Genomic DNA, 14,647 nt, shown 5'->3' on the forward strand with positions numbered 1-14,647 from the left:
CTGCCAAAAAACCGAACAAACTTTATGTGGCGAACTTTAGATTCAGGTGACTAGCATTATAGTTGCATATTGATTGAAACTCTGAATCAATGGGCCTCCATGGTAAGGAGGCCGTGGATGACGGGTGCATCGATTAAGACCACGCTGGAGCTATGGGCAAGGCATCCTGTGGTGTCGCGCGTCAATATACCGGCTCGGCAGGCAAGATCACGAACTGTCAGATTGGGGTGTTCGCCGCCTATGTATCGGCACAGGGCCATGCCTTTATCGATCGCGCGCTCTATTTGCCCAAGAGTTGGACCGGCGATCCAGCGAGGCTGGCTGCCACACACGTTTTCATGACTGGGCTTACTGCGAACTCGCCGATCTCGAAGCTGATGAATATGATGAGACGAAATCGGGACTTTGGACCCGGGGCCTTCTGATCCGCCGCAATATCAGCGATGGCGATCTCGTTTTCTTCACAACCTGGTGCCCCGCCGGGACAGGCATCCAGGCGCTTGTTTCCGTCGAAGGTCATCGCTGGGCAATCGAAGACAGCTTCGAAACCGCCAAGAACGAGCTTGGCCTCGATCACAACGAAACGCGATCATGGCACGGCTGGCATCGCCACGTCTCGCTCGTGATGCTCGCCTTCGCCATGATGGGGGTGATCCGGTATCGCGCCAACGACGCGACGCCCCCAAAAAGACTGAGGATGCCGACCATCAGGATCTGATCCGCCGGTCGATCCAGGAAGTCCGGCGGATCGCCAACAAGCTGGCCCAGCGTCGTATCCAGCCCGCATACATCATCGCTTGGTCATGCTGGAGACAAACGCATCAGGCTGCCGCACGCCGCGCTCATATCAAGTCAAAAATGCAACTGTAATGCTATCCCACAAACTGGTGCGTCGGCAGGCCCTTCACCCCCGGAAACACCTCGAAAAACGCGCCGTCATGCTCACTCGGGGGCAAGCCGATCGCCGCCGAGCTGACGAACATCCGATCCAGATTCTCTCCGGCGAAGCAGATGTTCGTCACCTGCTTCGCCGGTAGCGCGATAGACCGCTCCAACTCCCCCTCGGGCGTGAAGCGACTGACTCGCCCGCCACCCCAATGCGCGACCCAAATATGCCCCTCCGCATCCACGGTCATGCCGTCGGGATAGCCATCCTCTTCCGTGAAACGGATGAAGGGCTGGCGATCCGTCACGCCCCCTTCAGCCGTCCGCGCGAAGCGATACATCACCTGCCGCGCCGTATCGCTATGATAAAGCCACCGGCCGCAGGGCGAGAAAGCCGGGCCATTGGGCACGCGATAGCCACTGTCCATCATGGCCCAGCTGCCATCGGGATCGAGCCGGTAGAGCGCGCCGACGTCATTCTCTTCCGCCATGTCCATGGTGCCGCACCAGATGGCGCCGCTGGCGTCCGCCTTGCCGTCATTCATCCGGCTGTCCGGCAAATGCGGTTCGGGATCGCCTGCGGCCATGATCGCCAGCGGATCGAGCGTGATCCGGGCAAAGCCGCTTTTGAACCCGCCGATGAAGCCACCGCCCGCCCGCTCGGCCACCCAGCCAAGCGGTTCGGGCATGTCCCAGCGCCGAATGACGCCGTCATCGAGCGACAGCCGGTTGAGCGCGGGAGCAAGGATATCGACCCAATAGACCGCATTGTCCCGAGCGGACCACAATGTCCCCTCGCCCAGCGTATCGCGCGCGTCGCGATCGATCTTGCGCCATTCAGCCATGTTCAGCTCCCCTCAGCGCTTGACCGACAGGCGATAGATCATCTGGTGGTGATAGGGCTTGCCGGGATCGACGCGAGCCGACAGGAATTTGGGCTGGTTGGGCGCGTCCGGAAATTTCTGCGGCTCCAGCGCAATGCCGTCGCCCATGCGGTAGAGATGGCCTTGCTTGCCGACCAGCGTGCCGTCCAGGAAATTGCCCGCGTAGAATTGCACGCCAGGCTCGGTACTCAACACCTCAAGGACGCGGCCCGAGGCCGGATCTTCGAGACGGGCAGCCAGTTTGGGCATCCTGGTGGCGCCCTTGTCCAGGGCGAAATTATGGTCATAGCCACGCCCGGCGACAATCTGCGCATCACGACCCTCGCGGATGCCGTCCGCCACGCGGCGGGGCGTCCGGAAATCGAATACGGACCCGTCCACCGGCTTCAGTTCGCCGGTCGGGATCAGGTTCGCATCGACCGGCGTGAACGCCTTGGCCGGAATGGTCAGCATATGACCCAGCGCGCCATCCACCGATCCTTCGCCCGCCAGATTGAAAATGGCGTGGTTGGTCATGTTGACGATGGTCGGCCTGCTGGTCCTGGCGTCGAAAGCGATGCCCAGATTGCCCTGCTCGTCCAGCGTATAGGTGACGGTGGCGTCGAGCTGGCCCGGATAACCCGAATCGCCGTCGGGGCTGACATGGGACAGAACCAAAGTCGCGGTCGGCCCGCTCGTCAGCGACACGACCTTCCAGACCTGCTTGTCGAAGCCCTTGCCCCCACCATGCAGCGTGTTCGCCTTGTCATTGAGCGGCAATTGATAGCTCTTGCCGTCCAGCGTGAACCTGCCGCCGGCAATGCGGTTGGCATAGCGGCCCACCGTCACCCCGAAATAATTGGGATGGTCGACATAACCCGACAGATCATCATAGCCCAGCAGCACATCGGCGGTCTTGCCGTTGCGGTCCGGCCCCGCCAGCTTCTGAAGCGTCGCGCCATAAGTCAGGATAGTGGCCGCCACGCCCTGCGCGTTTTTAAGCGTGATCGCCTCGATCGCGGTGCCGTCGGCCAGCTTGCCGGCCGGGGCGCGACTGGCCTCCGCCGCCAGCGCGGATGCGCTTGTCACACCCAGGAGCACGCCGTATGACAACGTTGCCAAGACTGATCTGTTCATAAAGGCCTTTCGCATGCAGTTCCTCCCGGACGCCATTGACGCGCCGTTGGAGGGGATATACTCCTACAAAATAATCAGGCGCAACCCTGTTGCGGCGGCGCCCCGTTTCGACTCTTCCGGAGAAGGATGAATGGCAGGACCCATTTCCTCTACCGCGGCGCCCGCCGCGGCCTATAATCCCGGCACGCGCTACGGGCCTGCCCTGTCGCTGCTGGCCAGCCTCTTCTTCATGTGGGGCTTCATCACCGTCATCAACAACACGCTGCTGCCCCATCTGCGCAGCGTGTTCGAACTCAGCTACACCCAGACGACGCTGATCGAGTCGGTGTGGTTCATCGCCTATTTCTTCGCCTCCATCCCCTCGGCCAAGCTGATCGAGCGGGTCGGCTATCAAAAGTCGATGGTCATCGGCCTGCTCATCATGGCGGCGGGCGCGCTGGGCATGATGCTGGCCGCATCCATCCCCTCCTATGGCGTCACGCTGGCCATGCTGTTCGTGATCGCCAGCGGCATCACTTTGCTTCAGGTCGCCGCCAACCCCTATGTCGCGGTGGTCGGCAAGCCCGAAACCGCTTCCTCGCGCCTCAATCTGGTGCAGGCGATGAATTCGGCGGGCACCATGCTTGCGCCCATGTTCGGCGCTTATCTGATCCTCGGCCGGTCGAAGGGCGGCACGGCGCAGGGCGATGTGGTGCTGACCCAGGCCGAGCGTCTGGCCGACGCGCATTCCGTGGTCCTGCCCTATGGCCTGGTCGCGGTGGTGCTGGTGGCGCTGGCCATCGTCATCGCCCGCTTCCCCCTGCCCGATATGGGCGCAGCCACCGCGCGCCTCGCCAAGGAGGAACGCAAGCATCTTTCGCTCTGGGCGCATCGCAATCTGGTGTTCGGCATTCCGGCGATCTTCATCTATCTGATCGCGGAAATCGGTGTCGCCAATCTGTTCGTGAACTTCGTCAGCCAGCCGGACATCGCCAACCTCACCCATGAACAGGCAGGCCGCTACCTGACTTTCCTCTGGGGCGGCATGATGGTCGGCCGCTTCGCCGGCTCCGCGATCATGCAGCGCTTCGACGCGGGCAAGGTGCTGGCCGCCTTCTCGATCGGCGCATTCGTGGTGATGATGATCACCGTGTTCGCCCATGGCCCAGTGGCGATGTGGTCGTTGATCCTCGTCGGCCTGTTCCACTCGATCATGTTCCCGACCATCTTCACTTTGGGCATCAAGGGCCTTGGCCCGCTCACCGAGGAAGGATCGGGCCTGCTGATCATGGCGATCGCCGGTGGCGCGCTGGTGGTGGCGCAGGGCTGGCTGGCGGACCATTTCGGGTTGCAGACCAGCTTCCTGCTGACTGCGATCTGCGAACTCTACATCCTCTTCTACGCGCTGTGGGGGTCAAAGCCGACCCACGCGCTGCCCGATCAGCAGATCGGCTGAAGAAGCCGAGGGTCGCAAAGCTCGACACGGGGAAAAGGCCGGAGCGGATATCCCACTCCGGCCTTTTTTGCGTCGTGTTCCTGCGAAGGCAGGAACCCAGTTCAGACGGCGGGACTGGGTTCCTGCCTTCGCAGGAACACGAAATCCTATCTCCGCGTCATCGCGCTCGCCGTATCCTCCAGCGCCAGTTCGACCAGCACGCCCATCGCTTCGGCCGCCGCTGCGCCGTCGCCAGCCGCAATCGCATCGAACACCCGCACATGGTCCGGGATCGGATTGCGTGGCAAGGCACGCGCCCGCTGCTTGAATTGGGTGGTCCAGTTCACCGCCGCGCCGATGCTGGCCGAAAGCGTCTGGAGCGCATCATTGCGCGTCGCGTTCAGGATCGCATTGTGGAAATCCCGATCCGCCGCCCGCCCCGCCTCTGTCGCCAGCGTATGGCGGCGCATCGCGGCCAGCGCGTCCCTCATCAGCCTGATGTCGTCCTTGTCCCGCCGCTGCGCCGCCAGCCGCGCCGCCGCCGGCTCGACAATGGCCCGCAGTTCGAACAGGTCGCGCACGAACTGCACATCCGGCTCCCCGGCAAAGGCCCAGGCCAGCACTTCGGGATCAAGCAGGTTCCAGCGGTTGCGCGGCAGCACCCGCGTCCCCGCCTTGGGCCGACTTTCCACCAGCCCCTTGGCGGTCAGCACCTGGATCGCCTCGCGATAGGCGCTGCGCGACACCTCCAGCTCCTCGGCAAAGGCGACTTCACCCGACAGCACGTCGCCCGGTGCATATTGGCCGGACAAGATCGCTGTTCCCAGCTTGTGCGCGATGGCGCCATGCAGCCGCCTACCCGGCCCGCGCGCTTCCCTGGCCGCGCCGCCTTCACCCCCGTCAGCTCCCTTCAAAGGCCGCTTTTCTTCAACCATTCATGTCCCTCCGGCCACTTCCTTAGCAGCCGACAAGGCAAGGTGAAACACAATCATTGCCTTCCCCGGCTTCCTGTAATATGTCGGAGTAATAAGGAGATTCACATGGCGGATAAAGCCCCGTCTTTCGAACAATGAGGCAGACAGGACGCCACGCGGCAGTCTCGCGCCTATCAAATGACTGACAATTCGGCTTTTTTGTAAAGTTTGGCCAGCGCCGACCGGGGCGCGTGGGAGGAGATTTTTCATGACTTTGCGCCTGTTGCAACATCGTGCCGTCAGCGGGGCCCGTTCCGTCATCGCCGCGCAGGGCGATGCCGCGCATTTCCTTGTCGGAGTGACAAGCATCCGCGCGCTGGCGCTGGACGCGATTGCCAAGGGCGTTTCGCTGGCCGATATCGTCGCCGCCACCGCCAAGGGCGACCCCGTCGACATCGCCGCCGCGTTCGAAGCGGGCCACCTGATCGCACCAATCGACCATGAGGACAGCGCCCATGTCCAGCTCACCGGCACCGGCCTGACGCATCTCGGTTCCGCCGAAGGCCGCGACAAGATGCACCGCGAAGCCGCCGCCGCGCAAACCAAGACCGATTCGATGCGCATGTTCCTGGAAGGACTGGAAGGCGGCAAGCCCGCTCCCGGCACCACCGGCCAGCAGCCCGAATGGTTCTACAAGGGCGACGGGTCGCAGCTTGTCGGCCCGACCGATCCGCTGACCATGCCCGCCTTCGCGCAGGACGGCGGCGAGGAACCGGAAATCGCGGGCGTCTATATCGTGGGTCCGAATGGCCAGCCCTATCGCATCGGCCTCGCACTCGCCAATGAGTTCAGCGATCATGTGACCGAGCGGCATAATTATCTCTGGCTCGCCCACTCCAAGCTGCGGCAGGCCGCGCTTGGCCCGGAACTGCTGGTCGGCCCCGCGCCCGAACATATCGAGGGTACCAGCCGCATCCTGCGCAAGGGCGAAATCCTCTGGGAAAAGCCCTTCCTGTCGGGCGAGGGCAATATGTCGCACAGCCTTGCGAATCTGGAGCATCATCATTTCAAATATGACCTGTTCCGCCGCCCGGGCGACGTGCATGTCCATTTCTTCGGCACGGCGACGCTATCCTTCACCGACAGTGTGGCGACACAGGAAGGCGATGTGTTCGAGATCATCGCCGCGCCCTTCACTCTGCCGGTGCGCAATCCGCTGAAGCGCGCCGCGCCGGTCGAAGTGACGATGAAAGTCCTTTAAGGCGATGGACCCGATCCGCATCGCCATCGTCGGCATCGGCAAGATCGCGCGGGACCAGCATGTCCCCGCGATCCGGGGCAATGGCGCCTTCAGCCTTGCCGCGACCGTCAGCCCGCAGGATGCGGGGCTGGCGGGCGTACCCCATCTCGCCAGCCTCGACGCGCTGCTCAGCGAGGGACCGGCCGTCGATGCCATCGCACTCTGCACCCCGCCGCAGGTTCGCTATGCACTGGCATCGCAGGCCCTGGCGCGCGGCATCCACCTGTTCCTCGAAAAGCCGCCCGGCGCCACGCTGGCCGAGGTCGCGGCGCTGGAGGCGCAGGCGGGCAAGTTCGGCGTCAGCCTGTTCGCGGCCTGGCATTCGCGCTTTGCCGCCGGGGTCGCTCCGGCCCGCGCCTGGCTGGCCGAGCGGAGGATCGAGAAGGTGTCGATCGTCTGGCGCGAGGATGTGCGTGTCTGGCATCCCGGTCAGGCGTGGATCTGGCAGCCCGGCGGGCTTGGCGTGTTCGATCCGGGCATCAACGCGCTGTCGATCGTCACCCATATCCTGCCGCGCCCCTTCTTCCTGACGGACGGGACTCTGGTGCTGCCGGAAAACCGCGCCGCACCGATCGCCGCCGATCTCCAGTTCCGCGACACGGCAGGCGCGGCAATCCAGATGGACCTCGACTGGCGCCAGACCGGCCCGCAAAGCTGGGACATCATCGTCGAAACCGATGCGGGGACGCTGAAGCTCAGCCAGGGCGGCGCCGTGCTGCACCTGCCCAGCGGCACCGAACATGGCGAGGATATTGAATATGCGGGCCTCTACAGCCGCTTCGCCACGCTGATCCGGGGCGGCCGCAGCGATGTGGACACCGCCCCCCTGCGGCTGGTCGCCGACGCCTTCCTGCGCGGCACGCGCGAAACCACCGACGCCTTTTACGACTGAAATTCACAGGGAGAGAAGAATGATCAAGGCCCTGCGCCGCACGACTGCCGCGCTTCTGCTCTGCGCCACCGCCCTAACCGGCGCGCACGCCCAGACCGACGGCAAGCCGACGACGGCGACCATCCACGCCGACAGGCCCGGCCCGACCTATGACAAGGCGATCTTCACCCAGTTTGCCGAACATCTGGGCACCGGCATTTATGGCGGCCTGTGGGTTGGCAATGACAGGTCGATCCCCAACACCAACGGCTTCCGCAACGATGTCGTCGCGGCGCTGCGCAACCTGTCCGTGCCGATCATCCGCTGGCCGGGCGGCTGCTTTGCCGACGAATATCACTGGCGCGAAGGCATTGGCCCGAAAAAAGACCGCCCCACCAAGGTCAACACCCATTGGGGCGGCGTGACCGAGCCGAACAGCGTCGGCACCCATGAATTTTTCGAACTGCTGCGTCAGGTCGGCGCGCAGGCCTATATTTCGGGCAATGTCGGCAATGGCACGGCGCGGGAAATGGCGGAATGGGTCGAATATATGACCGCCCCGGCAGGCAGCTTGGCCGACGAGCGCGCGAAGAACGGGCATAAGGAACCCTGGACGCTCTCCTATTTCGGCATCGGCAACGAGCTATGGGGTTGCGGCGGCAATATGCGGCCGGAATTCGCGGCGGACGAAACCCGCCGCTACGCCACGTTCGTCAAGGCGCCGCACGGCACGAAAATCCTGAAGATCGCTTCGGGCGCCAATGTCGACGATTATAACTGGACCGACACGATCATGCGGGTCGCGGGCGACAAGGTGGACGGGCTTTCGCTTCATTACTACACCGTGCCGGGCGGCTGGGCGCCGAGTGCGTCACCGACGCAATTCGACGAAAACGGATGGGCCGAAACGCTTGCCGAAGCCCGGCGCGTGGACGAACTCATCACTAAACACAGCGCGATCATGGACAAATATGATCCGCAAAAGCGCGTCTTCCTCGCCGTGGACGAATGGGGCGCCTGGTATGCGCAGGACCCCGGCACGCATCCGGGCTTCCTGCGGCAGCAGAACACGCTGCGCGACGCGCTGATCGCATCGATCCATCTCGACATCTTCGCCAAACATGCCGACCGCGTCCGCATGACCGCCATCGCGCAGATGGTGAACGTGCTTCAGGCGATGATCCTGACCGACGGCAGGAAGATGGTGCTCACCCCCACCTATCATGTGTTCGAGATGTACAAGCCCTGGCAGGATGCCACGGTGCTGCCGATCGACATCGACACGCCCTGGTATCACAAGGACAAGTTCACGATGCCCGCCGTCAGCGGATCGGCGGTCAAGGCGAAGGACGGCAAGGTCCATGTCGGCCTGTCGAACCTCGATCCCAATCAGACCAACACCGTCACGGTGAAGCTGGACGGGTTGAACGCCGCCAACGTGTCGGGCCGCATCCTGACGGCTCCGGCGATCAATTCGCACAACACATTCACCGATCCGCAGGCGGTGAAGCCGGTCCTGTTCACCGGCGCGCAGCTGAGCGACGGCACGCTGACCGTCGCCCTGCCGCCCAAGTCGGTGGTCGTGCTGGACCTGAATTAAGCCCTTGGAGCGGGCGGAGGGTGGAATCGCCGCCCGCTCCATCCCCTTTTCATTTCAGGTTCATTTCAGGAGAGTGGCACGCATGGCGCTGCCCAAGATCATATTGGCCGGCGCCGCGCTGCTCGCTGTCGCCGGATTGGCCGGCGCGCAGCAACCCGAGGCGACGCTCAACAGCCGCCTCACCGGTGACCTCACGCCGACCCATGATCCGGCGATCGTCCGCGAAGGCGACACCTATCATGTCTTCAGCACCGGCCATGGCGACCGGCTGATCGAAACCCGCACCTCGAGCGACCTCATCCACTGGACCGCGGGCGCGCCGGTATTCACCGCCCTGCCCGACTGGGCGACCAAGGCCATCCCCGGCAGCAACGGCATGTGGGCGCCCGACATCAGCTTCGTCGATGGCCGCTATCGGCTCTATTATTCGGTTTCGACCTTCGGCTCCAACCGTTCGGCCATCGGCCTTGCCACCAGCCCGACGCTCGATCCCAGGGCGCCCGGCTATGGCTGGCGCGACGAAGGGCTGGTCGTCATGTCGACCAAAGCGGACGACTATAACGCCATCGACCCCAATTTCGTCATCGACCGCGAAGGGCGCCACTGGCTGACGCTGGGCAGCTTCTGGAGCGGCATCAAGCTGTTCGCGCTGGACAGGAAGACCGGCAAACTCCTGAAAGCAGGCGAGAAGCCCTTTTCCATCGCCCGCCGTCCCGCCCCCGCTGGTGGCCCGGCCCCGGTGGAAGCCCCCTTCATCCTCTCGCATGGCGGTTCTTACTGGCTGATGGCCTCCTATGATTATTGCTGCAAGGGCGTGAACAGCACCTATTACACCGTCATCGGCCGGTCGAAGGCGATCACCGGCCCTTATCTGGGCAAGGACGGCAGTTCCATGATGGCGGGCGGCGGCACCATCTTCCTGCGCGCCGATCTTCAGGAGCAGCAGCGCTGGCGCGGCCCCGGCCATGCGGGCTGGCTGCATGATCGCGATGGCAAAGCCGGGGGCGGCAAGGACTATGTCGCCTACCACGCCTATGACCGCCAGGCGAACGGCGCGCCGACCCTGCGGATCGCGCCGGTCCGCTGGGGCGCGGACGGCTGGCCCGTGGCCGATTATTGACGAACGCACCGGAGTAGCAAAGCCATGAACTTCCCCCTGTCCCGTCGCGGGTTCATCGCCAGCACGGCGGCCCTGTCCGCCGCCCCGACGATCGCGCGCGCCGCACAACCGGCACAGCCCGCCCCGATCCCGGTCAACCCGCTCGTCAGGCAACGCGCCGACGCGCAGGTCTTCCGCCACGAGGACGGCTTTTATTATCTCACCGGATCGGTCCCCGAATATGATCGGCTGGTCCTGCGCCGATCGAAGACGCTGGCGGGCCTCGCCACCGCGCCCGAAGCCGTGCTCTGGCGCCACGAAAGGACCGGCCCCCTGTCCGGCTTCATCTGGGCGCCCGAACTGCACCGGATCGACGGCCAATGGATCATGTACTTCGCCGCCGGCCCCAGCGGCGGCGGCGAGGATGTGTTTCGCATCCGCACCTATGCGATCGTCTGCGACGGCCCCGATCCGATGACCGGCGAGTGGCAGCTGCTGGGCCAGTTCCAGGCGCCCTGGGACAGTTTCAACCTCGATTCCACCAGCTTCGTCCATCGCGGCAAGCGCTATTTCGCCTGGGCGCAACGGGAACCGGGCATCGAAACCAATAGCAACCTCTACATCGCCCCGCTCGAATCCCCGCTCAAGCTGGCGGGCAAGGCCACCCGCCTCTCCATCCCCACGCTCGACTGGGAAATACGCGGCTACAAGGTGAACGAGGCGCCCGCCGTCCTGCACCGCAACGGCCGCCTGTTCATGACCTATTCGGCCAGCGCCACCGACGCGCGCTATTGCCTGGGCCTGCTGACCGCGCCCGAAGACGCCGACATCATGGACTCCAATATCTGGGTGAAATCGGAAGCGCCGGCGTTCACCAGTTGCAAGGAAACCAGCGTCTATGGCCCCGGCCACAACAGCTTCACCGTGGATGAAAAGGGCCGCGACATATTGGTCTATCACGGCCGCGACTATGCGGCAATCAAGGGCGACCCGCTGTTCAACCCCGACCGCCACACCCGCGTCCAGCGCCTTTATTACAAGGCGGACGGCACCCCCGATTTCGGTGTCCCCGTCGGCAATGGCCCCCTGCCCGAACGCTTCGCATCAGCGGTCAGCCCACGGCATATGCTCGCCCATGACGGCGCCCGGCTGATCGCCGGAAACCCCTCCCTGCCCGCCACCCAGTTCCGCCAGACACCCGGCCGCGCCGGGCCGCAAAGCGTCATGCTCTCCCCGATTCTGCTACCGGACCATTATCTGGTCGCGGCCAGGGACGGCTCGGTCGCGCTCGTCAAGGATGACCGCAGCGCCGACTTCGCGATGCGCAGCCAGTTCGTGCGATTCACCGATGCCCGCCCGGGCACGGTTCGCTTCGTCTCCATTGCCGTTCCCGGCAAGGCGCTTGGTCTGGTGGACGGCCAGATTCGACTGACGCTCAGCCGTGACGCTACGGCGCGCTGGATCGCGGACTGATCCACGTTTCCAAGTCCGACAAATAAAAGGAGAAATAGCCGGCTTCATCCCAAGCCGGCTATTTTCGTTCCCGTCATAAACCGCAGAAACCAGCCATTTTCTGTCCTGAGATAAATATGTCACAAGCTAGAAATTTTCATTAAACGGTAATGCAGATTTCCTCTTGCCTTCCATTACTCCGAGAAATAATTAGTCCGAGTAATTCCGGCGCCCAACGCGCCCAAATCTCCAAGGGGAGGATCAACCATGGCCATGAAGCCACTCGCTTTCACATCCGCGTCCCTGCTCGCCCTGATGCTCGGCGGCATTGCCCACGCCCAGACCCACGCCGCGCCGCAGGCCGTTCCGCAGCAGGACGAAGCCAATGACATCGTCGTCACCGGCGTCCGCGCCTCGATCGTCGGCGCGCTCAATGTCCGCAAGCAATCGACCCAGATCGTCGACTCGATCGTCGCGGAAGACGTCGGCAAGCTGCCCGACAATAATGTCGTCGAAGCCCTCCAGCGCGTCACCGGCATTCAGGTCACCGACCGCGCCGGTGGCGAAGCGGCCAAGGTCACCATTCGCGGCCTGACCGACCCGCTGACCACGCTCAACGGCCGCAATATCTTCACTGCGGCGGGCCAGTCCTTCGCGCTTCAGGATATTTCCGCGAACCTCGTCCGGCAGATCGACGTGTACAAGACGCGCTCGGCCGACCAGATCGAAACCGGCCTCGCCGGTCAGATCGACGTCGCCACCCGCCGTCCGTTCGATTTCAAGGGCTTCGCCATTTCCGGCCTTGCCCGCGGCATCTACAATGAGCAGGCCGACAGCTATAATCCGAACGTCGCCCTGTTGGTCAGCGACCGTTGGGAAACCGGCATCGGCGACATCGGCATCCTCATCAACGGCAGCTATTCGCGCACCAAATATCGCGACATGACGACGACGGCGGGCGCTTTCGTGCCCTTCGCCACCGAAACGCCGCCTACGGGTTCAGGCCTGTCGTCGCTGGAGCGCATCTTCTCCGGCTGGCAGCCGGGCACCGAAACCGGCCTGCCGACCGCGCCGGGTTCGACGCTCAACTATAATGGCGTCGACGTGCCTTATTATCTTTCGCGCGACGCGGTGTTCAGCTCCGACCTCTATGGCAAGCGCGAGCGTCCCTCCTTCAACGTCGCGCTGCAATGGGCGCCCAACAGCAGTTCGGTCTACACCGCCGAGGTCTTCTATGCCGGGTTCCGGGGCACGACCTTCAACAGCCTGCAATTCAGCTTCGTCGACTGGTGGGGCAATCCCGGCCCGGTGGAGCTGTATGACGGCACCAACATCGTCAAGTCGCGCACCGTCGATGACGTCTATGGCTTCAACAGCGGCGACTTCGCCACCAACAGGACCGACAGCTTCGTCTATGCGCTGAACGGCAAGTGGGATCTGGGCGATCGCGGCAAGATCACCGGCGACATCGCCTATCAGACCAGCAAGAACAGGACGAGCTTCATCGCCCTGCGCACCGATCGCGTGGCCGACCGGATCACCGCCGATTTCAACGCCGGCGGCGGCATCCCATCCTATCATTTCAACGATGACAGCCTGCTGACCGACCCGTCGCAGTGGAACCTCGCGCAGTTCTACGACAGTGGCGTGAAGGACAAGGGCGATGCCCTCACCCTGACGCTGGACGCCGAATATAGCTGGGATGACGGCTTCCTGCGCAAGATCAAGGGCGGCTTCCGCTATGACGATCGCAAAGCGCGCAATTCCGTCCGGTCGCAGGAAGCGGGCGCGCTGGGCCAGCCGCTCACCACGCTGGGCGAAGACGCCTATTTCACCAATAGCGGCTTCTATGAAGGCCGGGCGGACGTGCCGACCAGCTGGCTGCTGCCGAGCGGATATTGGCTGCATGACAATGCCGATACGGTCCGCACCCTCTATCGCGCGGTCAATCCGAACCTGCTGCTGTCCGACGAAATGTCCTACATCAACGTGTTCGACATCAACGAGATCACGACCTCGGCCTATGTTCAGGCGGACGGCGAACTCAGCATCTTTGGCCGGCCGCTGAAGTTGCAGGGCGGTGCCCGCTTCGTCACGGTCGACACCGACTTCACCTTCACCGACCGCTATTCCAGCCCGCTGGTCAGCACCCGTGCGTCCTCCTCGACCCAGCGGCTGCTGCCCAGCTTCACCGCGCGCTACGAGATCACCGACAATCTGCGCGTCCGCTTCAACTATGGCGAAACGCTGCGCCGTCCGGGCTTTGGCGATCTCAACCCCAATTACACGCTGACCGGCGACCTCACCAATGTCGGTTACGGCACCGGATCGCGCGGCAATCCGGCGCTGAAGCCCACCCATTCGAAGAATATGGACCTTGCCCTCGAATGGTATTTCGAACGCAACAGCGCCATCTACGCAACCCTGTTCCGCCGCGAGATCGACGGGCTGGTGGTGCCGATCACTTCGCTGACCACGGTTCCCAACAGCGGCCTCAACACCAACAGCTTCCTGGTCACCCGCCCGGAAAACGCCTCCAACGGCGTGCTGAAGGGGCTGGAACTGGGCCTGACCTATTTCCCCAAATATCTTCCCGGCCCGCTTGACGGCCTGGGCGTGGTGGGCAGCTTCACCCTGCTCGATTCCTCGCAGAACATCCCGATCGTCGACCTTAACGGCAATGTCGTGGCGCAGACCAAGTCCGCCTTCTTCGGCGTGTCGGACTTCTCCTACAACGTGACCCTCGCCTATGATAACGGCCCGATTGGCGCGCGCCTGTCCTATATCTGGCGCAAGGAGTTCCTGGCGAACAACGAGGCCCGCCTATTCGCCAATCCGATCGGCATTTGGCGCAAGCCGGAAAAGAGCCTGGACCTCCAGCTCAGCTGGAACGTCAATGACCGGATCGGCGTGACCTTCGACGCGGTGAACCTGACCAGATCGAAGATGCAGACCTATTACAAGTTTGAAGATGTCGGCGGCCCGGACCAGTTCAACCTGGGCACCACTTTGCTGGCGCGCACCTTCGCGCTGGGCGTCCGCTTCAAATTCGACTGAGTGCCCGATGGGATGCGGTGCCTCCTCACTGCGTCCCATTTCGTGGGGGGGGGGG

The 14,647-nt window shown here is 63.6% G+C and carries 10 protein-coding genes and 1 pseudogene; 8 read left to right on the top strand and 3 right to left on the bottom strand.

Annotated features, from left to right (window positions below; genetic code table 11):
- Positions 1-155 precede the first annotated feature (155 nt).
- A pseudogene (locus RUH75_RS21295) lies at positions 156-718 on the top strand (transposase); the annotation flags it as partial.
- A gap of 154 nt (positions 719-872) precedes the next feature.
- Here RUH75_RS21295 and RUH75_RS21300 read toward each other — a convergent pair.
- Together RUH75_RS21300 and RUH75_RS21305 are read right to left on the bottom strand one after the other, a co-directional pair.
- Positions 873-1,730, bottom strand: coding sequence for an SMP-30/gluconolactonase/LRE family protein (locus RUH75_RS21300; protein WP_313809197.1), 858 nt, complete (start codon positions 1,728-1,730; stop codon positions 873-875).
- A gap of 12 nt (positions 1,731-1,742) precedes the next feature.
- A complete protein-coding gene (locus RUH75_RS21305) occupies positions 1,743-2,900 on the bottom strand; it encodes an aldose epimerase family protein (RefSeq protein WP_409592414.1) in 1,158 nt (385 codons plus the stop codon).
- A 115-nt stretch (positions 2,901-3,015) separates the two neighbouring features.
- Between RUH75_RS21305 and RUH75_RS21310 the strand changes: the two genes are divergently transcribed.
- Entirely contained in the window at positions 3,016-4,320 is a 1,305-nt protein-coding gene (locus RUH75_RS21310) for a sugar MFS transporter (RefSeq protein WP_313809199.1), read from the top strand.
- 146 nt (positions 4,321-4,466) lie between these two features.
- On the opposite strand, the gene RUH75_RS21315 is transcribed toward RUH75_RS21310, so the two are convergent.
- Positions 4,467-5,234 (bottom strand): FadR/GntR family transcriptional regulator, encoded by a 768-nt coding sequence (locus tag RUH75_RS21315; RefSeq protein WP_313809200.1) that lies wholly within the window; start codon positions 5,232-5,234, stop codon positions 4,467-4,469.
- Positions 5,235-5,481: 247 nt separating this feature from the next.
- Here RUH75_RS21315 and araD1 point away from each other — a divergent pair, with 247 nt between their 5' ends.
- The 6 genes from araD1 (at position 5,482) to RUH75_RS21345 (ending at position 14,592) form a co-directional block, all read left to right on the top strand.
- A complete protein-coding gene (gene araD1 / locus RUH75_RS21320) occupies positions 5,482-6,474 on the top strand; it encodes an AraD1 family protein (protein WP_313809201.1) in 993 nt (330 codons plus the stop codon).
- A gap of 4 nt (positions 6,475-6,478) precedes the next feature.
- Positions 6,479-7,405 carry a Gfo/Idh/MocA family oxidoreductase gene (locus RUH75_RS21325; protein WP_313809202.1) on the top strand — a complete coding sequence of 309 codons (927 nt, stop codon included), beginning with the start codon at positions 6,479-6,481 and terminating at the stop codon, positions 7,403-7,405.
- A gap of 19 nt (positions 7,406-7,424) precedes the next feature.
- Complete coding sequence (locus RUH75_RS21330) at positions 7,425-8,984, top strand: alpha-L-arabinofuranosidase C-terminal domain-containing protein (protein WP_313809203.1); 1,560 nt, start codon at positions 7,425-7,427, stop codon at positions 8,982-8,984.
- A gap of 82 nt (positions 8,985-9,066) precedes the next feature.
- Positions 9,067-10,104 carry an arabinan endo-1,5-alpha-L-arabinosidase gene (locus RUH75_RS21335; protein WP_313809204.1) on the top strand — a complete coding sequence of 346 codons (1,038 nt, stop codon included), beginning with the start codon at positions 9,067-9,069 and terminating at the stop codon, positions 10,102-10,104.
- A 24-nt stretch (positions 10,105-10,128) separates the two neighbouring features.
- Positions 10,129-11,556, top strand: a complete 1,428-nt coding sequence (locus RUH75_RS21340) for a glycoside hydrolase family 43 protein (RefSeq protein WP_313809205.1) — start codon at positions 10,129-10,131, stop codon at positions 11,554-11,556.
- 246 nt (positions 11,557-11,802) lie between these two features.
- A complete protein-coding gene (locus RUH75_RS21345) occupies positions 11,803-14,592 on the top strand; it encodes a TonB-dependent receptor (protein ID WP_313809206.1) in 2,790 nt (929 codons plus the stop codon).
- The last annotated feature ends 55 nt before the right edge of the window (positions 14,593-14,647 follow it).

The organism is Sphingobium sp. (assembly GCF_032153725.1).
GTDB lineage: Bacteria > Pseudomonadota > Alphaproteobacteria > Sphingomonadales > Sphingomonadaceae > Sphingobium.